At 63.4% G+C, this 21,533-nt stretch carries 18 protein-coding genes; 15 read left to right on the forward strand and 3 right to left on the reverse strand.

Features of this window, described 5'->3' with window-relative positions:
* Nucleotides 1-34: 34 nt before the first annotated feature.
* The 15 genes from BLU15_RS13350 (at nt 35) to BLU15_RS13420 (ending at nt 16,754) form a co-directional block, all read left to right on the forward strand.
* Complete coding sequence (locus tag BLU15_RS13350; protein WP_090295864.1) at nt 35-988, forward strand: LysR family transcriptional regulator; 954 nt, start codon at nt 35-37, stop codon at nt 986-988.
* A 94-nt stretch (nt 989-1,082) separates the two neighbouring features.
* Nucleotides 1,083-2,210 (forward strand): NAD(P)/FAD-dependent oxidoreductase, encoded by a 1,128-nt coding sequence (locus BLU15_RS13355; RefSeq protein WP_090295866.1) that lies wholly within the window; start codon nt 1,083-1,085, stop codon nt 2,208-2,210.
* A 389-nt stretch (nt 2,211-2,599) separates the two neighbouring features.
* On the forward strand, nt 2,600-2,983 hold the full coding sequence (locus tag BLU15_RS13360; protein ID WP_090295868.1) for a YciI family protein: 384 nt from the start codon (nt 2,600-2,602) through the stop codon (nt 2,981-2,983).
* 241 nt (nt 2,984-3,224) lie between these two features.
* Nucleotides 3,225-4,067 carry a phosphonate ABC transporter ATP-binding protein gene (gene phnC / locus BLU15_RS13365; RefSeq protein ID WP_034799588.1) on the forward strand — a complete coding sequence of 281 codons (843 nt, stop codon included), beginning with the start codon at nt 3,225-3,227 and terminating at the stop codon, nt 4,065-4,067.
* 84 nt (nt 4,068-4,151) lie between these two features.
* Complete coding sequence (gene phnD, locus BLU15_RS13370) at nt 4,152-5,057, forward strand: phosphonate ABC transporter substrate-binding protein (RefSeq protein WP_034799586.1); 906 nt, start codon at nt 4,152-4,154, stop codon at nt 5,055-5,057.
* 169 nt (nt 5,058-5,226) lie between these two features.
* Nucleotides 5,227-6,189: a phosphonate ABC transporter, permease protein PhnE gene (gene phnE / locus BLU15_RS13375; RefSeq protein ID WP_089043833.1), complete on the forward strand. Its 963-nt coding sequence runs from the start codon at nt 5,227-5,229 to the stop codon at nt 6,187-6,189.
* 9 nt (nt 6,190-6,198) lie between these two features.
* Nucleotides 6,199-7,716: a phosphonate ABC transporter, permease protein PhnE gene (phnE, locus tag BLU15_RS13380; protein ID WP_090295871.1), complete on the forward strand. Its 1,518-nt coding sequence runs from the start codon at nt 6,199-6,201 to the stop codon at nt 7,714-7,716.
* A gap of 128 nt (nt 7,717-7,844) precedes the next feature.
* Nucleotides 7,845-8,552 carry a DUF1045 domain-containing protein gene (locus BLU15_RS13385; protein ID WP_090295874.1) on the forward strand — a complete coding sequence of 236 codons (708 nt, stop codon included), beginning with the start codon at nt 7,845-7,847 and terminating at the stop codon, nt 8,550-8,552.
* Nucleotide 8,553: 1 nt separating this feature from the next.
* Nucleotides 8,554-9,693, forward strand: a complete 1,140-nt coding sequence (locus BLU15_RS13390; protein WP_090295877.1) for an alpha-D-ribose 1-methylphosphonate 5-triphosphate diphosphatase — start codon at nt 8,554-8,556, stop codon at nt 9,691-9,693.
* On the forward strand, nt 9,690-10,274 hold the full coding sequence (phnN, locus tag BLU15_RS13395; protein WP_060518225.1) for a phosphonate metabolism protein/1,5-bisphosphokinase (PRPP-forming) PhnN: 585 nt from the start codon (nt 9,690-9,692) through the stop codon (nt 10,272-10,274). The genes BLU15_RS13390 and phnN overlap by 4 nt, the downstream gene beginning before the upstream one ends.
* A 300-nt stretch (nt 10,275-10,574) precedes the next feature.
* A complete protein-coding gene (gene hutI / locus BLU15_RS13400) occupies nt 10,575-11,819 on the forward strand; it encodes an imidazolonepropionase (RefSeq protein WP_090295880.1) in 1,245 nt (414 codons plus the stop codon).
* Complete coding sequence (hutH, locus tag BLU15_RS13405) at nt 11,816-13,351, forward strand: histidine ammonia-lyase (protein ID WP_090295883.1); 1,536 nt, start codon at nt 11,816-11,818, stop codon at nt 13,349-13,351. The genes hutI and hutH overlap by 4 nt, the downstream gene beginning before the upstream one ends.
* Before the next feature lies 1 nt (nt 13,352).
* On the forward strand, nt 13,353-14,171 hold the full coding sequence (gene hutG, locus BLU15_RS13410; protein ID WP_090295886.1) for an N-formylglutamate deformylase: 819 nt from the start codon (nt 13,353-13,355) through the stop codon (nt 14,169-14,171).
* A 2-nt stretch (nt 14,172-14,173) separates the two neighbouring features.
* Nucleotides 14,174-15,847, forward strand: coding sequence for a urocanate hydratase (gene hutU / locus BLU15_RS13415; protein WP_034799763.1), 1,674 nt, complete (start codon nt 14,174-14,176; stop codon nt 15,845-15,847).
* A gap of 268 nt (nt 15,848-16,115) precedes the next feature.
* Nucleotides 16,116-16,754 carry a hypothetical protein gene (locus tag BLU15_RS13420; protein ID WP_034799569.1) on the forward strand — a complete coding sequence of 213 codons (639 nt, stop codon included), beginning with the start codon at nt 16,116-16,118 and terminating at the stop codon, nt 16,752-16,754.
* Nucleotide 16,755: 1 nt separating this feature from the next.
* On the opposite strand, the gene BLU15_RS13425 is transcribed toward BLU15_RS13420, so the two are convergent.
* The 3 genes from BLU15_RS13425 to BLU15_RS13435 form a co-directional block, all read right to left on the reverse strand.
* Nucleotides 16,756-17,976 (reverse strand): MFS transporter, encoded by a 1,221-nt coding sequence (locus BLU15_RS13425; protein ID WP_090295889.1) that lies wholly within the window; start codon nt 17,974-17,976, stop codon nt 16,756-16,758.
* Between the two features lie 181 nt (nt 17,977-18,157).
* On the reverse strand, nt 18,158-19,600 hold the full coding sequence (locus BLU15_RS13430; RefSeq protein ID WP_090296059.1) for a M81 family metallopeptidase: 1,443 nt from the start codon (nt 19,598-19,600) through the stop codon (nt 18,158-18,160).
* Nucleotides 19,601-19,611: 11 nt separating this feature from the next.
* Nucleotides 19,612-21,531: a beta-N-acetylhexosaminidase gene (locus BLU15_RS13435; RefSeq protein ID WP_090295891.1), complete on the reverse strand. Its 1,920-nt coding sequence runs from the start codon at nt 21,529-21,531 to the stop codon at nt 19,612-19,614.
* Nucleotides 21,532-21,533: the final 2 nt, after the last annotated feature.

Here is a 21,533-nt window from a genome sequence, read left to right on the forward strand (position 1 = left end):
GTTCAACGCCAGAGATCAGAAGCAAGCCACGACCATGGCCAATGACCGCCTCGAACGCTTTGCCCACAATCTCGACTGGAATCTGCTGCGCACCTTCGTCGTGCTCGTCGAGGAAGGCAGCATCACGGCCGCCGCCAACCGGTTGCTCCTGCAACAGCCGGCCGTCAGCATGGCGTTGAAGCGGTTGGAGCAAACCGTCGGCCAGAAACTCATCGACCGGCGTCCCGGGCGTTTCAACCTGACCGACGCCGGTGCGCGCCTGCATGCGCAGTGCCGCGATATCTTCGCAGCCGTCATCCGCCTGCCGAATGTTCTTGAAACCGCCGGCGAGGAGATCACCGGCCATCTCAACATCCACTCGGTCAGCCACGCGCATAATCCCGCCTGGGACCGCAAGCTCGAAAGCTTCTTTCGCCTGCACCCCAAGGTCACGCTGTCGGTCACGGTCGCAACTACCGTGGATGTGTTGAGCGCCGTCGAGCGCAATGTTGCGACCATGGGCCTATGCGACGGCAACATTCCCGACTGGCTGAACAGGCGGTTTCACGTGCGCGAGCGCTATGCGCTCTATTGCGGCAGAAGCCATCCGCTTTTCGGCGTCGAAGGTGTCGACTTCAACGACCTCAGGGGCAATCCCTATATCGCTTTCATCGCCGACGTTTTGGGCGGCCAGCACATGAACTCGGTAACCGCCGTGCGCGCGATCGGGTCTTTTGGCCAGCAGGTCCGCGCCGTCTCCTGCAATGTCGAGGAGGTGATGCGGCTGATCGCCTCCAATGTCGGCATCGGCATGCTGCCGGATCACTTGGCATCGCCAGCCGTCGCGGCGGGCCAACTGTGGCAGCTGCCGCCCTATAGCGATCTGCCCACCACCGATGTCTTCCGCATCTCCAATCCGAATGCGATCCTCAATCCGGCAGAAGCCGCATTTCTTGCCAATGTGGCCGATACGGAGCCGCTGGACCACTGCCTCGACGATCGGGCCTGACCATCACCAAGATTGATAGCCGCCTTTCCAGTTATAAATTTGAACACAGATGATGCGTTGCCTATGGTCCCGCCGACAACCAACGGAGGCGGACATGCAAGACTACGACGTGGCGATCATTGGCGGTGGAATCGCCGGCCTGTCGCTTGCCTATTTCCTGGCACCGCATCGCTCCGTCGTGGTGATCGAGCGGGAAGAAGGGCTCGGCTATCACAGCACCGGCCGCTCGGCGGCAGAGTTCGTGCTGCGCTATAACGCGCCGGAGGTCTGTGCGCTGGCGGCGATATCCAAGAGCTTTTTCGATAATCCGCCCGAAGGCTTCTCGGACGTCGCGCTGCTCAAGCAGCGCGGTGGCGTCATGATCGCCAATGCCGAGAAAGTTGCCCGGTTCGAAGAGGTGTTTGCCGCGGAGAGCCGTGCCAACGCCGAAATTGAACGGCTGACCGTCGACGAGGCGATCGCGCGTGTGCCGATCCTGCGCCGCGACTATGTGGCTGCGGCCTATTACGATCCGCAATTCTGGGACATCGAAGTCGAGAACCTGCTGCAGGGTTACGTCCGGGGCGCGCGTCGCCATGGCGCGGTAATTATCGAGCGCTCGGACGTGCTGGCGCCGTGCCGGAACGGCGACCGCTGGGTGCTGGCGACGAGTGCCGGCGAAGTCAGTGCAAAGACGATCGTCAATGCTGTCGGCGGCTGGGCCGATCCCGTCGCACAATCGTTCGGCGTCGCCCCCATCGGCATCGTGCCGCATCGCCGCACCGCAATCACCGTCGACCTGCCCGAAGGCATCGACGCGCTGACGCTGCCCGAAATCAACGAGATCGATGAAGACTTCTACATGAAGCCCGAAGGCGGGCGGCTGCTTTCCTCGCCCGCTGACGCAACGCCGTGCGAGCCGGCCGACGTCCAGCCGGAGGAGATCGACGTCGCCTGGGCTGCGCACTACGTCGAGGAGGCAACGACCGTGCCGGTGCGCCGCATCTTCAAGAGCTGGGCCGGCATGCGTAGCTTCTCGCCGGACAAGCTTCCGGTGATCGGCTTTGCCCGCGAGCGACCGGATTTCTTCTGGCTCGCCGGCCAGGGCGGCTACGGCATCCTCACCTCACCGGCGCTCGGCGCATTCGCCGCAAGCCTCCTCGTCGGTGCACCAGCGCCCGAGGCCTTCGAAGCGATCGGCCTCGATGCCGCAAAGCTCAGCCCGGCTCGATTGGAACGCTAGCCCGAGCAGAGTTGGCCGCAGGCGAGGGAGGCCACGCCTGACACGATACTGCGGCGCGCGACGGGGTCGAAATACGACTGTGACGAGGTCTTCGGCAACGCCGCGATCGATGAAGGCCTGCGCGCGCTCAGCCGAAGATACCCGGGCGCGAAGTTGCTCGCTCGCTCGCGCGCGGCCCCGTCTGGAGGGCCCGCGACGCAGCAGCCCGCGGCGAGATCAAGGGCGGTTCTCGGATTGCCAGGCAGGCCTGTCGCTAGGCAGCGGCGGCCTGGGGCTGATCCGCTGAACACGCGCCCCACTCCGGCGGCACGCTCGGTGACGCCGTCCGCACGACGAGGCGTTGATGCGGCCGGCAAAACCTGACACGAATACGCGCGGGAGGACGGTTCATGTATTACGCAATCTTGGCCTACCATACAGCAGGCGTCGTCGAATCCTGGACCGAGGAGGAGGACGCAGCGCTGATGTCCGACCTGCTTGAAGTTCATGACCGGTTCGTCCAGCAGAAGGCCTTTGGCCCGGCCGCACGGCTCGGGCCTACAGAAGGTGCTGTGACGCTGAGGGGCAAGGGCGAAGGCATTGTCACCGATGGCCCCTTCGCCGAAACCAAGGAGCAATTGCTCGGCCTCTACGTCGTCGACTTCCCGGCCATCGACGCGGCAGTTGACGCCGCGCGCGAATTGCGCCGCTCCAATCCGACCGCGATCTACGAGATCCGGCCGATTGCGCTCTATGTTCCCGGCGCGACGCTGGACCCCGGTCCACAAAGCTAACGACTGCGCCGGCCGCGACGGCGGCTCCGACCACAGATATCCGCTCGATGTTGATACGCGCCCCTTGAAGTTGACGGGGAGTGCAGGCGCCTGCGCGCAGCCATTCAAATTTTGTTAACCAAACATGCGGGGCTGTGAACTGTAACAGAACTTACAACAAACTGACATTCCGGCTTCATGAAGCGCCGATATGGCAGGGTCATACCGATGACCGGTCTCCCCGGAAGAGGACCTGCTAGACATGTTTCAGTTGAAGAATGTAACCCGCCAGTTCGGCAAGAAGACAGCCGTGAGTTCGGTTACCTTCGACATACCGCAAGGGCAGATGGTCGGCGTGATCGGCCGCTCGGGCGCCGGCAAGTCGACGCTTCTGCGTATGATCAACCGCCTCGTCGATCTGTCGTCCGGCTCGATCGTCTTCGATGGCACGGAAGTTTCGTCGCTGCGCGGTGCTGCCCTTCGCACCTGGCAGCGCGACTGCGCGATGATCTTCCAGCAGTTCAACCTGGTGCCGCGCCTCGACGTGCTCACCAACGTGCTTCTCGGGCGTCTCAACCACCGCTCGACCGTCTTGAGCATCCTCAACATGTTTACCCGCGAAGAACGCATCATGGCGATCGGCGCACTTGAGCGCCTCGGCATCGAGCAGACCGCGCTCCAGCCGGCCGGCACGCTTTCCGGCGGCCAGCAGCAGCGCGTCGCGATCGCCCGCGCGCTGATGCAGCAGCCGAAGGTTCTGCTTGCCGACGAGCCGATCGCCTCGCTCGACCCGCTGAACGCCAAGATCGTCATGGATGCGCTGCGCGATATCAACGAGCGCGATGGCATCACGGTGATCACCAACCTCCACACGCTCGATACCGCCCGCAACTATTGCGAACGCATCATCGGCATGGCGCATGGCCGCGTCGTCTTCGACGGCCAACCCAAGGATCTGACCGCGGCAGCGGTTGCCGAGATCTACGGCGCCGACACAGGCATCGAGGAATCGATGACCTCCACCAGCATCAACATTCCGGCGGCAGTACCGCAGGAAGAAACGGCATCGGCCGGCCTCAAGCCGCTGGCACTGGCCGGCATCTGACGCCCGCCATGATCGAAAGCCCGCGTCAAGGGCACCTCTTTGAAACCCAATAGGATCCGGCCAAGCCGGACACGGGAGAACCTTATGCTGAAGAAAGCTCTTCTGGGCGCCGTAGCGCTCCTCGCCCTCGTCGGCCACGCCCAGGCTGAAGACCTGAAGGAATTCCGCATCGGCATCCTCGGCGGCGAAAACGAAGCCGACCGCCTGCGCAACTTCCAGTGCCTGGTCGACAAGCTGCCGGCCGCCATTGGCGTCGAGAAGGTCTCGCTGTTCCCGGCCGCCGACTATGACGGCGTCATCCAGGGCCTGCTCGGCGGCACGCTCGACTACGCCGAACTCGGCGCTTCCGGCTACGCCAAGATCTACCTCGCCAAGGCTGACGCCGTCGAGCCGATCCTGACGACCGTTCAGACCGACGGTTCGACCGGCTACCACTCGATCATGGTTGCCCGCAAGGATTCCGGCATCACCAAGATCGAAGACCTGAAGGGCAAGAAGCTCGGCTTCGCCGACCCGGACTCGACCTCGGGCTACCTCGTCCCGCTCGTCACGCTCCCGGAAGCGATCGGCGCCCCGGTCAAGGAATTCTTCGGTGAAACCGGCTTCGGCGGCGGTCACGAAAACCTCGTTCTCGAAGTCGTCAAGGGCACCTTCGATGCCGGCACGACCTTCGGCTCGGGCGTCGGCGAATTCAAGGACGGCTACACCTCGGGCAACCTGAAGAAGATGGTCGACAAGGGCATCCTCGACATGAACGACCTGGTCGAGCTCTGGAAGTCGCCGCTGATCCCGAACGGCCCGATCGTCGTGCGCAACACGATGAACGACGACATGAAGGCGAAGTTCAAGCAGTTCATGCTGGACCTGCCGAAGACCGACGCGGCCTGCTTCTCGGCCATCCAGGGCGGTGACTTCACCGGCTACACCGAAGTCAACGCCGACTTCTACAAGCCGATCATCGACGCCCGCAAGGCGACGATCGGCGGCTGATAGACCCGCACCACTCGGGAACGCTGGCCGCCCAAACGGCCAGCGTTTCACTGTTTGAAGGGGTGCTTTCGCATCCTTCGCCGCATTGTTTTCACGCATTTCCGGGGCGGAAAACCGCTTCGCACTTTACCTGGAAATGCTCAAGAGGCCGGCGAAAGCCGGAACGGTCATGGCAACTTCCCTGCTCCCGCGACATCTGAGCGACAACGGCGCCGTCATCGAGCGTCACTGGCAGGAACTCAGTTCCCGCCGCCGGCTCTATTCCTGGCTTGGCTTCGGCGTTCTCCTCCTGGCGCTATCGGGCTCGCTCTGGTTCGCCAACGATTCCAATGCCGGCAAGTTCTTCGACCGTTTGCCGCATTTCTTCGATTTCGTCGGCGATCTCGCGCCGCGCGACGGGCTAGAAATTTTCCGCGCCATGTTCGACCTGCCCTCGCCCTATGACGATGGCAGCTTCAAGTACAACTACCCCGAGGGCCGGCTGTACCTGACCGAAAGCTTCTACATCCCCGAATACGTGCACAAGATGCTGGAGACCGTGAACATCGCGATCTTCTCGACGGTGATCGGTACGGCCTTCGGCTTTGTGCTCTGCTTCTTTGCCGCGCGCAACCTGATGCCCAATCCGTGGATCCGCGGCATCGTTCGCCGCATCATGGAAGTTCTCCGGGCATTTCCGGAGGTGGTGATCGCCGGCTTCTTCCTCGCGATCCTCTCGCTCGGCCCCATTCCGGCGATCGCCGCGGTCTCGATCCACACGATCGGCGCGCTCGGCAAGCTCTTTTATGAAGTGGTCGAAAACGCCGACATGAAGCCGGACGAGGGCCTGCGGGCTGCCGGCGGCAACTGGATCGAGCGCGTCTGGTTTGGCATGGTGCCGCAGGTGCTGCCCAATTTCACCAGCTATTTCCTGCTGCGCCTCGAGATCAACGTGCGCGCCTCGACGATCATCGGCGCCGTCGGTGGCGGCGGCATCGGCGAATTGCTGCGCCTTTCGATCGGCCAGGGACACCAGGCCAAGACCCTTGCAATCGTCCTCCTGCTGTTTGCGACCATTTTTGCCGTCGACCAGTTTTCCGCCTGGCTTCGCCGCCGCCTCGTTGGCGAGCAGGCCTTCCAGCTTGCCCAGTAGGTGCGTACCATGACCACGACCACACGATTGAACCCGATTGAAATGGACGCGATCGCGAGCCGCCATCCCGACCTCCTCAAATCCTCGACCTCCAGCCGCGTGCGCACCGCAGCCATCGCCGGCGGCGTCGTCGTCTACCTCATCTTCAGCTGGTGGTTCTTCTCGATCGGCCACGTGCTCGGCAATGCCAATTGGGGCATCGCTGGCACCTACCTCGCCGACTGGGTTTCCTATGAGGTACGCCCGGAAATCCACGTCGCCCCCGACCGTACGATGCGTCTCAACTATCAGCGCAATTCGCCGCTCGGGCCCAATCCCAATCCGGATTGGGTGGAGCTCGACAGGCAGACGGTGACGCGCCAGGTCGAGATACCGGCCTCCACCGCGCAGGCGGTCAAGCCGAAGGCAAGCTCGTCGTTCAGCTTCATGGCGCCCGGCTCCGCGCTCGGTGGCACGGCCGCTGCCGAAACGCAGAACCGTGTCGAAACCCGGACGGAAGACGTGCTGACGCGCGTCGTCGTAACCTACGACCGCTCGACCAGAATCGAGATCGCCGATGGTCTGGTGAAGGCTACCCACGGCGGCGACACGTTTGTGATGACCGTCGACGGCGCCGACACGGTGAGGCCGCAGGGCCAATTGCCCGCCTGGGCGACACAGAAGCGGCCAGGCGAAAAAATCGTGCTTGCCTTTGGCGCCACCGGGTGGGCTGAAGTGGAAGGCGACGAGGTTTCCGTCCGCAACCGCTTCTTCGGTTGGGCGAACTTCCTGTTCGACACCAACTCGCCCTTCTTCGGCAAAAGCTATGGCGAGGTCGTCGCGCTCATCACATCCGGCGAACAGATCGACCCGACCCGCTCGAACCTTTCGCTCGCCTGGAACAACATCCTCTATAACGCCGAATGGCAGCATCTGGACGTCTGGACGAAGCTGTTGCAGACGGTCGTCATGGCTTTTGTCGGCACGCTCTTTGCATCGCTGATCGCCTTCCCGCTCTGCTTCCTTGCCGCCCGCAACATCACGCCGAGCTTCCTGACCAACCAGGTGGTCAAGCGCTTCTTCGACTTCCTGCGGTCGGTGGACATGTTCATCTGGGCACTGTTCTTCACCCGCGCCTTCGGCCCCGGACCGCTTGCCGGCATCTCCGCGATCTTCTTCACCGACACCGGTACGCTCGGCAAACTCTATTCCGAGGCGCTGGAAAACATCGATGACAAGCAGCGCGAGGGCGTCAAGTCGGTGGGTGCCGCCCCGCTCGCGGTCCAGCGCTTTGGCGTTCTTCCGCAGGTGCTGCCGGTTTTTGCCAGCCAGGCGCTCTACTTCTGGGAATCGAACACTCGCTCGGCGACGATCATCGGCGCCGTCGGCGCCGGCGGTATCGGCCTCAAACTCTGGGAAGCGATGCGTACCAATTCCGATTGGGAAAATGTCGCCTATATGGTGCTTCTGATCTTGCTGGTTGTCTTTATTTTCGACAGCATCTCGAACGCGTGCCGTTCGCGCCTGATGGGCAGCAAGGCACATTGACGACAGCCAAGCATTTGCGTGTCCGCCATCATGATGTTGTCATGGAAATCGGCTAGCTGCGCATCGCATCCCCGCAAACAATCGACCCGCCGCCCTGGCGGGCCGGTCGCTACAAGAAAGTGAAGACCGTGCGTTATGCCATCTATTTCGCGCCGCCGGCGGACGACCGGCTGTCGCAGGTCGCGTCCCGTTGGCTGGGGCGCGACGCCTTTACCGGTGAGGACCTCACGCTTCCGACGATCGCCGGGATTGACGAAGAGACGCAACGCACATTGACGGCTGACCCGCGGCGCTACGGTTTCCACGGTACGCTGAAGGCTCCCTTCGAGCTTGCCGAAGGCCGGGACGAAGACGAGCTCCTAAGTATTTTCGAGTGCTTTGCCGCCGACCTCGACCCGTTCGAGATCCCCGAAATCGTGCTGCACCAGTTGGGCCCGTTCTTCGCACTCGTGCCGTCTGCGCCTTGCGTCGACCTGCTGGATTTGGCCGAAGACGCCGTTCACCGCTTCGACCCGTTCCGCGCGCCGCTGTCGGACGCCGACTTTGCCCGCCGCAAGCCAAACAGCCTGCCGGAGCGCCAGAGGCGCTACCTCAAAGAATGGGGCTATCCCTATGTTTTCGAAGAGTTCCAGTTCCACCTGACCTTGACTGGCCCGGTGCCCACGCAAACCAGCGGCGTGATGCGTACCGCGCTCGAAACCACCTTTGCCGAGCATATCGGCAAGCCACTTCACGTCACGTCAGTCGCGCTCTTCGTCGAACCGGAGCGCGGCGCACCCTTTACTGTCCGCTCCCTGCTGCCGCTCGGCAGCGACACCCAACGAAAGATCGCATGAGATGAGCAAAGAACAGGTTTTGACCAACGCCCGCATCGTCCTCGAGGATAGTATCCTCGATGGTTCGGTGCTGATCCGCGACGGCAAGATTGCCGACATTTCCGAGGGCACGGTTGCCAGCGGCGAGGACTTTGAAGGCGACTATCTGATCCCCGGCCTCATCGAGCTGCACACCGACCACCTCGAAGCCCACTACTCGCCGCGCCCGGGCGTGCGCTGGCTGAAGATCGCGGCAATCCAGGCCCATGACGCACAGGTGGTCACCTCCGGCATCACCACGGTCTTCGACTGCCTGCGTCTCGGCTCCGACGAGGATGGCGGCTTCCAGAAGGGCGAGATGCGCAGCATGGCCGACGCGCTGGCCCAGGCCAAGGAAGAGGGTCGCCTTCGCGCCGATCACCTGATCCACCTGCGCTGCGAAGTTTCAACGTCCGACGTGCTCGATCACTACGAGGACTTCCAGAACGATCCGCAGGTCAAGCTCGTCTCGCTGATGGACCATGCGCCGGGCCAGCGCCAGTTCCAGACGATGGACCAGTACACGCTCTACTACAAAGCCAAGCGCGGCTTCTCGGACGAAGAATTCGCGCGCTTCGTCGAGCGGCAGCAGGCGTTGTCGGCCAAGTATGCCGGTCCGCACCGCACCGCGCTCGCCGAGGCCTGTGCGGCCCGCGGCATCACGATCGCCAGCCATGACGACGCGACCGTCGACCACGTCGAGGAATCGATCGGCTTCGGCATCAAGCTTGCGGAGTTCCCGACGAGCTTCGAGGCCGCCGAGGCGTCGCACCGCGCGGGCCTCAGCGTTCTGATGGGCGCGCCGAACATCGTGCGCGGCAAGTCGCACTCCGGCAACATCGCCGCCCGCGATCTCGCCGAGCGCGGCGTGCTCGACGTGCTGTCGTCGGACTATGTGCCCTTCAGTCTGATCCACGCCCCCTTCGTGCTCTCCGACGAACTCGACGCCGTCGACCTGCCAAAGGCAATCGCCATGGTGACGTCGACGCCGGCGCGTACCGTCGGTCTCGATGACCGCGGCCGCATCGGCGTCGGCCTTCACGCCGATATCGCTCGCGTCCATCGCAAGGAAGGCATCCCGGTCGTGCGCTCCGTCTGGCGCGAAGGACGGCGTGTCGCATGAGCGCGAACAACCAGGGCGGCGCGCTTGTCGTCGTTGTTGGACCGAGCGGCGCCGGCAAGGACAGCGTCATGGGCTTTGCCGCCCGGCATTTCGCGGATTGTCACGACGTGCATTTCGTCCGCCGCGTCATTACCCGTCCGTCGGATGCCGGCAGTGAGGTACATGAAAGCGTCTCGGAAGACGAGTTCGTCGAGATGCAGAAGGACGGCGCCTTCGCCGTTTTCTGGGATGCGCATGGGCTGAAATACGGCATCCCCGCCGTCGTGCTCAGGAATGTCAGGGACGGCATGACGGCGATCGTCAATGGCAGCCGTGGTGCCCTGCCGGCGTTCCGCGAAGCCTTCGGCGAGATCGCCGTCGTCGTTGTTACAGCCGAGACGCCTGTGCTTGCAAAGCGGCTTGCCGAACGCGGCCGCGAAAGTGAAGAGGAAGTTTTGCGACGCCTCAGCCGCCAGGCTCCAGACGTGACCTCAGGCCCGGATGTCAGCGTGATCGACAACAGCGGTCGCCTCGACATTGCCGGAAATCGCTTCGTCGAGGTGGTTGAACGGCTGCGCACTAAGGCGGATCACGCGGTTTAGCGTGATCTGTTTTCGCGGCCCGGCAGGATTTCGGGTCGCGGGCACGCGTCGCGATCCCCATTCCAAGGACACAGACAAAGGTTCCGAACCTCAGGGCTCGGGGCCTTTTCTTTTTGCCTGCGGTGATGACGAACCCGGGGTGAGAAATTCCCGAGAAATCAGAGTTCTACGGTCATCTCCTCAAAGCCCCCGTTCTGTTTCACTCGGCCGATCACCCTTTCCTTTTCCGCAGGCTCCATAAATTTCCCCTTGTGGAGCGAATTAATATGTATATACATTATATTCAGTGGAGGCGACCTGATGAACGAACTCTCGACCCGCAGGCAGACATCCGGCATCTGGCGCAATGTGCGTCTCGTGACGCTTGGCGAAACCGTTGACGGTCTTGGCCTCGTCGAGAATGCGGCCGTTGCGGTCGTCGATGGGCGTATCGCCTATGCCGGGTCGGAGAGCGGACTGCCCGCCGACCTCGCACGCAGCCTTGAAGCGACGGACTACGAGGGCCGCGTAGTGACGCCCGCTCTCATCGACTGCCACACCCATCTCGTTCATGGCGGCAACCGCGCCCGCGAATTCCAGATGCGCCTCGAAGGCGCCACCTATGAAGAGATTGCGCGTGCCGGTGGCGGCATCGTTTCCTCGGTCAAGGCGACCAATGCGCTGACCGTCGACCAGCTTGTCGAAAGCACCCTGCCGCGGCTCGACACGCTTCTTGCCGAAGGCGTCTCGACCGTCGAAATCAAATCCGGCTACGGACTGAACGTCACGGCCGAGCTCAACATGCTGCGTGCCGCCCGCAAACTCGAAACGCTGCGGCCGGTGCGCGTTATGACGAGCTATCTCGCCGCACACGCAACGCCTGTGGACTACAAGGGCCGCAACGATGACTACGTCACCGATGTCGTGCTGCCCGGCCTCGACGCCGCCCATGCCGAAGGCCTGGTCGATGCGGTCGACGGTTTCTGCGAGGGCATCGCGTTTTCGACTGCCGAGATCGCCCGCGTCTTTGACCGCGCCAAGGCACTCGGCCTGCCGGTCAAGCTGCACGCAGAACAGCTCTCCAACCTTGGCGGCGCAAAGCTCGCGGCCTCCTACGGCGCGCTTTCGGCCGACCACCTCGAATATCTCGACGCCGAAGGGGCTGCGGCCCTGGCCAAATCAGGTACGGTCGCCGTGCTTTTGCCCGGCGCCTTCTATGCGCTGCGCGAAGAGCGCCTGCCGCCGGTCCAGGCTTTGCGTGATGCCGGCGCGCGTATCGCGATCGCCACCGACTGCAATCCCGGCACCTCGCCGCTGACCTCGCTGCTTCTCACCATGAACATGTCGGCGACGTTCTTCCGGCTGACGGTTGCCGAATGCCTTGCCGGTGCGACGCGCGAAGCCGCCCGCGCGCTTGGCCTACTGGCCGAAACCGGCACGATCGAAGTCGGAAAATCCGCCGATCTGGCAATCTGGAACATCGAGGATCCGGCCGAGCTCGTCTACCGCATCGGCTTCAATCCGCTTCATGAACGCATCTTTAGAGGGCAAAGGATCGGTCAATGACCATCACTCTACACCCGGGCTCCGTGCCCCTCCGCGATCTCGAAACCATTTACTGGACCGGCGAGCCGGCCCGCCTCGATCCGTCCTTTGACGCCGGCATCAACAAGGCTGCCGCCCGCATTGCCGAGATCGTCGCCGGTAACGCGCCGGTTTACGGCATCAACACCGGCTTCGGCAAACTCGCCTCGATCAAGATCGACAGCGCCGACGTTGCAACGCTGCAGCGCAACCTGATCCTGTCGCATTGCTGCGGCGTCGGCGAGCCGCTCGCCGAGAACGTCGTTCGCCTCATCCTGTCGCTGAAGCTCGTCTCCCTCGGTCGCGGCGCCTCCGGCGTCCGCCTCGAACTCGTGCGGCTGATCGAAGCCATGCTCGAAAAGGGCGTCATCCCTGTCATTCCCGAAAAGGGCTCGGTCGGCGCCTCCGGCGACCTCGCCCCGCTCGCCCATATGGCCGCAGTCATGATGGGCCACGGCGAAGCTTATTTCGAAGGCCGTCGCATGTCCGGCGGCGAAGCGCTGTCCGCCGCCGGCCTCAAACCGGTGGTGCTGGCCGCCAAGGAAGGCCTTGCGCTGATCAACGGCACCCAGACGTCGACGGCGCTGGCACTCGCCGGTCTCTTCCGCGCCCATCGTGCCGCACAGGCGGCACTCATCACCGGCGCCATGTCGACCGATGCGGCCATGGGCTCGTCAGCGCCCTTCCATCCGGATATCCATACGTTGCGCGGTCATCGCGGCCAGATCGATACGGCCGCGGCTCTCCGCGCGCTGCTTGCCGGCTCGGCAATCCGCGAAAGCCACATCGAAGGCGATGAGCGCGTGCAGGATCCCTATTGCATCCGCTGCCAGCCGCAGGTCGACGGCGCCTGCCTCGATCTGCTGCGCTCGGTCGCCCGCGTGCTTGAAACCGAAGCCAACGCCGTCACCGACAACCCGCTCGTTCTTTCAGACAACTCGGTCGTCTCCGGCGGCAACTTCCACGCCGAGCCGGTTGCCTTTGCCGCCGACCAGATCGCCCTTGCCGTCTGCGAGATCGGCGCGATCTCGCAGCGCCGCATCGCGCTGCTCGTAGACCCGGCTCTCTCCTACGGCCTGCCGGCCTTCCTCGCCAAGAAGCCGGGCCTGAACTCTGGTCTGATGATCGCGGAAGTCACCTCGGCGGCGCTGATGTCGGAGAACAAGCAGCTCTCGCATCCGGCGTCTGTCGACTCGACGCCGACGTCGGCGAACCAGGAAGACCACGTTTCCATGGCCTGCCACGGCGCGCGCCGCCTGCTGCAGATGACCGAGAACCTGTTCTCAATCGTCGGCATCGAAGCACTGACCGCCGTCCAAGGCGTCGAATTCCGCGCGCCGCTCGCCACGAGCCCTGAATTGCAGAAGGCCGCTGCCGCCCTTCGCGCCGTCTCGCCGACGATCGAAGAGGACCGCTACATGGCCAACGACCTCAAGGCCGCCGGCAACCTCATCGCCTCGGGCCGTCTGAACGCCGCCGTCTCCGCCGGCATCCTGCCAAGCCTGGAGGCCTGAAATGGCGGTCGTCGAAGTCAGACAAGGCAACTCGCCGGTCATTCTCGGCTTTCCGCATACCGGCACCGACGTGCCGGCTGCGATCTGGGATCGGCTGAACAATAACGGTCGCATCCTCGCCGATGCCGACTGGCATATCCATCAACTTTATGATGGCCTGCTGCCGGAGGTGACCGTCGTTCGCGCCACCTTCCACCGCTACGTGATCGACGCCAACCGCGATCCCGAGGGCGTCAGCCTCTATCCCGGCCAGAACACGACCGGATTGATCCCGGAAACGGATTTCGACGGCAAGCCGATCTGGAAGGACGGAGAGGCACCGACCGAAGCGGATATCGCCGAACGGCTCCGGTCATTCCATGCGCCCTATCACGCGGCCCTTGCCGCCGAGATCGAGCGGGTCAAGGCGATCCATGGCGTGGTCGTGCTTTATGACTGCCACTCGATCCGCTCGCGCATTCCGTTCCTGTTCGAAGGCAAGCTGCCGGATCTCAACATCGGCACCGACATGGGCAAGACCTGCGCGCCTGACATCGAGAAGGCGACGGCCGAAATCGCTGCCGCTGCGGAAGGTTACAGCAGCATTCTCAACGGCCGCTTCAAGGGCGGCTGGACGACCCGCCACTATGGCCGCCCGGAAACCGGCGTGCATGCCATCCAGATGGAGCTCGCGCAATCGACCCATCTCGCCGCCGAAGAGCCGCCTTTCGCACTCGACGCCACACGATCCGCCCTGTTGCGAAAGCCGCTGGGTGCGATCCTGAACCGCATCGAAACCATCGCATTTGACCTCAAGACACTGACAGGGAGCGAGGCATGACCATCAACAATCCGCGCCACAATATTCGCGACGTGCGCGCCCCTCAGGGCACCACGCTCAATGCCAAGAGCTGGCTGACCGAAGCGCCGCTTCGCATGCTGATGAACAATCTGGACCCGAACGTCGCGGAAAACCCGCACGAGCTGGTCGTCTACGGCGGCATCGGTCGTGCCGCCCGCACGTGGGCCGATTTCGACAAGATCGTAGAGACGCTGAAGGACCTCAACGACGACGAAACCTTGATGGTGCAGTCGGGCAAGCCGGTCGGCGTGTTCCGCACCCACAAGGATGCGCCCCGCGTTCTCATCGCCAACTCCAACCTCGTGCCGCACTGGGCGACCTGGGATCACTTCAACGAGCTGGATAAGAAGGGTCTCGCCATGTACGGCCAGATGACGGCCGGCTCGTGGATCTATATCGGCACGCAAGGCATCGTTCAGGGCACTTACGAAACCTTCGTTGAAGCCGGCCGTCAGCACTATGGCGACAACCTTAAGGGCAAGTGGGTGCTGACCGGCGGCCTCGGCGGCATGGGTGGCGCCCAGCCGCTCGCCGCCGTCATGGCAGGCGCTTCGTGCCTGGCCGTCGAATGCAACCCGGACTCGATCGATTTCCGCCTGCGCACCCGCTACCTCGACGAAAAGGCCGAGACGCTGGACGAAGCGATGGAGATGATCGCCCGCTGGACGAAGAACGGCGAAGCCAAGTCCGTCGGCCTGCTCGGCAACACCGCCGAAATCCTGCCGGAGATGGTCCGTCGCGGCATCCGCCCGGACATGGTCACCGACCAGACCTCTGCGCACGACCCGGTCAACGGTTACCTGCCGAAGGGCTGGACCATGGGCCAGTGGAAGGAAAAGCGCGTCAGCGATCCGAAGGCCGTCGAAAAGGCCGCGCGCGCCTCGATGCGCGACCACGTCGAAGCGATGATCGCCTTCCAGGACATGGGCATCCCGACCTTCGACTACGGCAACAACATCCGCCAGATGGCCAAGGAAGAAGGCCTCGAAAACGCCTTTGCCTTCCCGGGCTTCGTTCCGGCCTATATCCGCCCGCTCTTTTGCCGCGGCGTTGGCCCGTTCCGCTGGGCGGCCCTGTCCGGCGATCCGGAAGACATCTACAAGACCGACGCCAAGGTCAAGGAACTGCTGCCCGACAACAAGCACCTGCACAACTGGCTGGACATGGCACGTGAGCGCATCGCCTTCCAGGGCCTGCCGGCGCGCATCTGCTGGGTCGGACTCGGCGATCGCCACCGCCTCGGCCTCGCCTTCAACGAAATGGTCAAGAACGGCGAACTGAAGGCGCCGGTCGTCATCGGCCGCGACCACCTCGATTCCGGCTCGGTCGCCTCGCCGAACCGCGAGACCGAAGCGATGAAGGACGGCTCGGACGCTGTTTCGGACTGGCCGCTGCTCAACGCCCTGCTCAACACCGCATCGGGCGCCACCTGGGTGTCGCTGCACCACGGCGGCGGCGTCGGAATGGGCTTCTCGCAGCATTCGGGCGTCGTCATCTGCGCCGATGGTACCGACGATGCGGCCAAGCGCCTCGAACGCGTGCTCTGGAACGACCCGGCAACCGGCGTCATGCGCCATGCCGATGCGGGCTACGACATTGCGCTCGATTGCGCCAAGGAAAAGGGCCTGCGCCTGCCGGGCATTCTCGGCAACTGATCCGCTCTCGACCGACATACTCACGGACGTACTGATTGGGGCGCCGAAAGGCGCCCCAATCACTTTTTGATGAGACTAGCGTCAGGACTGCGTCTTCCTCGCTCCGGCGCCTTGCAGCTGTTGATAGCAATGCTAGAAAAATCGAGATGCCATCGCATTGCTGGCGACGCGTTGCAGAACATCTCTGTTCGCTCACGCGAGCGCTGGTTTTTTATGAGAAGGCTTCATGCGCTAGGGCGGGTACGGGAGAAGAACCATTAGACATCTTATGTTTGCCACCGGGCTTCTTGCGAGCGTCTTTGTTGCCTCGTCTGCGGTCGCTCAAAACGTGAGTTTCTTCGGCCCTGTTCGCAACGGAGAACGGCACTTTACCGCCTTCCCGGAATTTATCGGCGTCGGAATGAGCCAAGGGGAGACCAAGAAGAGGGACGTGGTCTTCTCGACAATTCAAATGATCGCCATGGCCGCCGGAATTGAGACCAAGGCCCAACCGGGCCTCGGAAGAAACACCATCGGCGTGATCTTCAGAAAGGACGTCGTCAAGAATGGCCGGGTCGACGTCAGCAAAATTGAAGATTTCGGCTTCGACCCCTACTACGAGCGGTTGCTGAACGATACTGCAGCAACTGGCGTACCAAATTGCGCTTCCGCCGTGAACTATTCCGCGGAAGGGCGATTTGACCGCGCTGTCATCGTTGCAAACAGCGATGTCCCCGATCAGGAATTGGCGACCTGCGTGGCGCAGGCCCAGGCGCACGCTTTGGGGATAGCCACGTTTACCTCCAGCAAGGCCGACTTTTCGCGCTTCTTCGCGAGGATCATGATCCTCGCCGATCAAAAGAAGAGATGTCTCCAGGACAACCAGACAAAGTTCACCTGCAGTTTTGTCGATGAGCCCTGGGACTAATTCACGAGCGGCGGAATGTTTTCTTCCCTGTTTTATCGCCGTCGAGCGCGAGCAGCAGCACCAGCCCGGCAAGGCCTGCGGCGCCGCCAAGCAGCGCCGTGCCCGAATAGTCGCTGATCCGCGTGCCGAGCGCAAAAAGCCCGGCGCAAAGGCCGCCGCTCAGGAAGAGGTTCACGGCGAGCAATGAGCTTCCGAGGCCCGGGCGGTCGGCAATCAGGTCCTGGAGGTAGCTGATCGGGATCGTGATCAACGCGGCGGCACCAAAGGCACTGATCACGGTGAGCGCGTAGATCTGCCAGGTCGCCGTCGAGAAGCCGAGCAGCACCATGTAGCCGATGTAGATCGCGGTTCCGAGCGCCAGCGCCTTGAATGGAACAAGGCTCAGCTGGATGCGCGCCCAGACGAAGATGAACACGACTTCGAGGAAAGCGACGATCCCAACGATGATGCCGATATCGGTGACGCTGCCGCCGATCTCGTCGGTCATGATCAGGGGCAGCACGGCGGCGTTGACGTGCAGCGACGAGGTGATGATCGCAACGGCGATGACGCGCAGGAAAATCCCCGGCGCCAGGATCTCCCGAAAAGACGTCCAGTAAGAAAGCCGCTTGCCGAGCGATGCGTCGGCCCCATTTTCGTTGGGCAGTTTAAAATAGACGATCAGCAGATTGGCGAGGCAGCCGAGACAGGCGAGCAGATAGGCCGGCAGCATGCTGTCGCCGCCGGCGAGTGCAAAGCCGACCAGTCCTGGCACCAGAACCCAGGACACTGATATGGCCGCGCGGGCGCCCGTCGTGAGCGAGGCAGCGTCATGGCCGCTCATCCGCCGGGCGATGCTGCGCACATTGGCAAAGAGCAGCGTGTAGACCGCGCCGTAGATCGGCAACAGCAACAAGACGCTAACGACGAAGCTCATCTGATGCGGGAGCACATAGACGATGCCGTAGCCGACAACGCCGAAAAAGATCGCCGTCGACATCAGCAGCCGGTAGTTGCCGACGCGATCGGCCAGAATGCCGATCGAAACACTGACGATGACGTTCACCGTCGAGGCAAGCAGGATCAGCAGCGAATAGACGGCATCGCTGAGCCCCAGCTCGTTGATGCCGACGACGGACTGGTAGGGCGAGGTGGCCGCACCGGCAAACCCGAACAGGAAGATTGCCAGCATGCTGATCCGCATGGCCGGGTTGCGCATGGCGCTGAGAATGGTGGAGGTCATGCTAGAATGTGTCCGCGAAGCGGGTGGAGGATATCGCACAATCGCTTAAATTGTGATCGATTTAAGGACGGTGTTATGCGGAAGGCTAAGGCGTTTCAGCGCCCATGCGCGTCGAACGACGCGCGGTGCTTTGAGGGAAGCCCCTACCCGAAACTCGGGTAGGAAATGTGCGAAGCATGTCTCAGGCGCCGCTCGACCAACGCGCCGAAAAGCGGGCGACGGGTTCAAAGGAAAAGTCCTGATCGAAGGGGTAGGCCGGCCGCTGACGGCGGAGGCTCGCGAGCCCTTGGATGTCCTGATTGACGACCCCTTCGGTCAGGGCCATCAGGTTGGGGTTGGCGATCGGCGCCAGTTCGGGCGACAGGTAGCCCGATTTGACGACGAGCAGCCGCACCGCCTCAGGGTCGAGGCCCAGCCGCCGGAAGTCCTCGATGTTGTGGTAGGGCCTGCGCCGTGCCGCGATAACGACATCGATCGCGCCGACCCGCACCACCGCCTGCCGCTCTTTCGCAGGCCCGGGATCATCCAGCGTGACGACCTCGGCCAGCATCTCCGCACGGGGGCTTGCCTGATCGAGGCTGCCGCCGATCTTGAGCATCAACGTTTCGCCGACCCCAGCGGCAAAGCAGGCTTCGACCGCCGGCAGGTCCGTGATGCCGGCGATCAACGCGCCCCGCCAGCCGCGGGCGAGCAGCGCCTTCAGCACGTCTGCGCGATCACCAACGCCGCCGCCGGTCGGGTTGTCGCCGGAGTCCGCAAGAATGATCGGCGTCGTCGTCGCCCGCTCGGCGATATCCAGCATTTCGTTGAGCGGTCCGGTGACCGGACCGAAGCGGAAGTTTCGACGTTCCGACCAGTAGCCCGCGGCAATCTCTTCCGCTGCCCGTTTGGCCGCCGCCCTGTCGGTGGCCGTTACGACCGCACAGGCGGTCGCCCGCGGCTCGTCGGCCCAGACGTAGCCCACCATCAGGTTGGCATCGAGAACGCCCGGCCGCTTATCGATCTCGGGCAGTTGCACGTAGAGCGACTTTGCCGGCTCGTCCTCGGTCGAGGTGCATTCGCCGGGAAGCAGGACCGGGACCGGTGCCCAGGCGATGCCCGGGCGCGTCCCGTCTCTCAGCGCAGATACCAGCATCGACCAGGCACGGGTCATGGTCTCCGGCGTATCGATATGCGGCGCGGTGCGGTAGGCGGCAAAAATATCGAGCTGGTCGATGATCTCCTGGCTGACATTGCCATGCAGGTCGTAGCTCGCCGCCACCGGGCAATTGGGACCGACGACAGCGCGGGCGGCGGAGATCCAGTCGCCTTCGGCGTCGTCCATCCCGTCGACCTTGATGGCGCCATGCATGGCGAGATAAAGCCCGTCGATCGGCAGCGCGTCACGCAGCATTTCGAGGAACTCGGCCTTGAAGGCGTCGTAGGTTGGGCGCGACACGGGGCCGCCGGGCACGGCGCGGGCATGCAAAAGCGGCAGATGCTCGACACCCTCGGCCTTCATGAAACTGAAGTACTCGGCGTCCAGCAGCGTTTGGCCGCGCAGAACGCGAAAATCTTCCTCTGTCATCAGAACAGGCGAATAGGTGCTGCATTCGGTATGGATGCCACCAACGGCGATGCGCATGAGCGTTCCTCTCAGAGGTTCGGGCTGAGCGGCGCGATGGCCGCAAAGCGCAGCCAGTCCTTCGCCGACTTCGGTGTCCATGCCGCCTCGGCGATCGCCGGAAGCCGCGGGAAGACGAGCCGGTTGAAGTAGCCGCGCGAAAGATAATGCTCGGACCAGATGCACGCCTGCACGCCTCTGAGGCGGGCCTTCAGCTCGTCCGGGAATTCGCCCTCGGCCTCGTAGCCGTAGGTGTGGGCGGGTGTCGCCGTGCCGGCCCAGCTTGCACCTGGCTCCTGCCAGGCATCGGCCTGCGCCATGTCGAGGTAATAGGCCTGGCCGGGGGTCATCACCACGTCATAGCCTTCGCGGGCGAGCTCGATGCCGACCTCCGGCCGCTCCCAGGCCATCAGCAGCGTATCTTCGGTCGAGACACCGCCGCCATGCGCCACTTCGTTCCAGCCGGCGAGCTTGCGGCCACGCGCCGTCAACATCTGCTTCACCCGCTTCAGGAAATAGGACTGCAGCGCGAAGGTGCCGGAGATGCCCTCCTGCTCCATCAGCTTCTTGGCCAGCGGCGAAGCGAGCCAAGAACCGTTCGCCACTTCGTCGCCGCCGATATGGATGTAGGCGCTCGGGAAAAGCTCGACCATTTCGTCGAGGACCTTCTCCAGAAACTCGTAGGTAAAGGCAACGGCCGGGTTGAGCGCGTTATTGGGATAGCCCTGAACCGAATGGTAGCTCTCCGGGGCCTCCTGACCGTCTGTCAGATCCGGCAGCGCCACCAAGGTCGCCGTGCTATGGCCAGGGATATCGATCTCCGGCACGACATCGACATGCAGCGCCGTCGCCTGCGCGACGATCGCCCTCACGTCCGCTTGGCTGTAGAAGCCGCCGACAGGCTCAGCGCCATTACCAAGCTGCGGCAGAAGCGGCTCATCCGGCCCGCGCAGGACGCCAAGCGTCGTCAGCTGCGGGTAGGCCTTGATCTCCAGGCGCCAGGCCTCGTCGTCGGTCAGGTGCCAGTGGAAAACGTTGAGCTTGAACCAGGCGAGAATGTCAATCAGCCGCGCCACATCCGCCGTCGGGTAGAACTGGCGGGAGACGTCGAGATGGCAACCGCGCCAGCTGTAACGCGGCGCATCCGAAATTTTGCCGCTCGCCGGAAAGCGGAACTTTTCCGGATGGTTGCGTGCCCCATCCAGAAGCTGGGCCAGACTGGTCAAACCATATTGCCGGCCGGCGCTGCCGCCAAAGCTAAGCCGGATTTCGGTCTCAGAGAAGTCGAGCCGATAGGCCTCAGCCTTAAGACCAGCGTCGGCGGTAAAGACAATCGCCCGCCCCTGCTTCGAGGCTGCCAGGCTGAAGGGGGCGTGGCCCGCAGGGAACAGCCGATGGTACATCGCCAGAACCGTATCGATGGCAGCGACATCCTCGCCCGTCGAGCCGACCGCCGGATAGAGCACCACTGGAAAACCGTCTCCAGGACGAAGCTCAAGCTTCGCTGGCCAGGGCTGCAACGCATAGGGCTGATCGAGCTTGCCGTCCGGTAGCCGCACCGGCGGCGGTTCACTGACGGCATTTTCAAGCAACAGATCGGAGACAGCGACCGGCACGTGACCACCATCGGCAAGCGTCAGATAGGCGGACTTGGCACCGTCGGTGCAGTGGCGCGCGTTGCGGTGCAGGCCGCTGACGGTGAAGGTCCAGCTCCCGCCGTTTTCGATCGTCAGCCCCGCAGGCGGCGCGAATTCGTGAAAATTGGCGTTACGGCGCAGGAACACGGCATTGTCGCAGGCCTTGGGATCGATCACCCGGGTGAGCGAGGTGTAGACGATCCTGAAGCCGGAAAGTGGCGCGCCGGAGAAATTGAACAGCGTGAAGGTAAACCGCCCGAACGGCCCGCCATCCGGCTGCCAGGACGCCTCGAGACGGTAGGAAACCGGGTGCATGC

Source organism: Ensifer sp. YR511 (assembly GCF_900103045.1).
Taxonomy (GTDB): domain Bacteria; phylum Pseudomonadota; class Alphaproteobacteria; order Rhizobiales; family Rhizobiaceae; genus Ensifer; species Ensifer adhaerens.

What these genes read in the sequence shown, in the direction of transcription:
- phnN (WP_060518225.1), top strand. Translation starts at nt 9,690, where the DNA reads ATGAGCGCGAACAACCAGGGCGGCGCGCTTGTCGTCGTTGTTGGACCG.
- BLU15_RS13350 (WP_090295864.1), top strand. Translation starts at nt 35, where the DNA reads ATGGCCAATGACCGCCTCGAACGCTTTGCCCACAATCTCGACTGGAAT.
- phnE (WP_089043833.1), top strand. Translation starts at nt 5,227, where the DNA reads ATGGCAACTTCCCTGCTCCCGCGACATCTGAGCGACAACGGCGCCGTC.
- phnC (WP_034799588.1), top strand. Translation starts at nt 3,225, where the DNA reads ATGTTTCAGTTGAAGAATGTAACCCGCCAGTTCGGCAAGAAGACAGCC.
- hutH (WP_090295883.1), top strand. Translation starts at nt 11,816, where the DNA reads ATGACCATCACTCTACACCCGGGCTCCGTGCCCCTCCGCGATCTCGAA.
- BLU15_RS13390 (WP_090295877.1), top strand. Translation starts at nt 8,554, where the DNA reads ATGAGCAAAGAACAGGTTTTGACCAACGCCCGCATCGTCCTCGAGGAT.
- BLU15_RS13435 (WP_090295891.1), bottom strand. Translation starts at nt 21,531, where the DNA reads ATGCACCCGGTTTCCTACCGTCTCGAGGCGTCCTGGCAGCCGGATGGC.
- phnD (WP_034799586.1), top strand. Translation starts at nt 4,152, where the DNA reads ATGCTGAAGAAAGCTCTTCTGGGCGCCGTAGCGCTCCTCGCCCTCGTC.
- BLU15_RS13360 (WP_090295868.1), top strand. Translation starts at nt 2,600, where the DNA reads ATGTATTACGCAATCTTGGCCTACCATACAGCAGGCGTCGTCGAATCC.
- BLU15_RS13425 (WP_090295889.1), bottom strand. Translation starts at nt 17,976, where the DNA reads ATGACCTCCACCATTCTCAGCGCCATGCGCAACCCGGCCATGCGGATC.
- hutI (WP_090295880.1), top strand. Translation starts at nt 10,575, where the DNA reads ATGAACGAACTCTCGACCCGCAGGCAGACATCCGGCATCTGGCGCAAT.
- BLU15_RS13420 (WP_034799569.1), top strand. Translation starts at nt 16,116, where the DNA reads ATGTTTGCCACCGGGCTTCTTGCGAGCGTCTTTGTTGCCTCGTCTGCG.
- BLU15_RS13355 (WP_090295866.1), top strand. Translation starts at nt 1,083, where the DNA reads ATGCAAGACTACGACGTGGCGATCATTGGCGGTGGAATCGCCGGCCTG.
- BLU15_RS13430 (WP_090296059.1), bottom strand. Translation starts at nt 19,600, where the DNA reads ATGCGCATCGCCGTTGGTGGCATCCATACCGAATGCAGCACCTATTCG.
- hutG (WP_090295886.1), top strand. Translation starts at nt 13,353, where the DNA reads ATGGCGGTCGTCGAAGTCAGACAAGGCAACTCGCCGGTCATTCTCGGC.
- phnE (WP_090295871.1), top strand. Translation starts at nt 6,199, where the DNA reads ATGACCACGACCACACGATTGAACCCGATTGAAATGGACGCGATCGCG.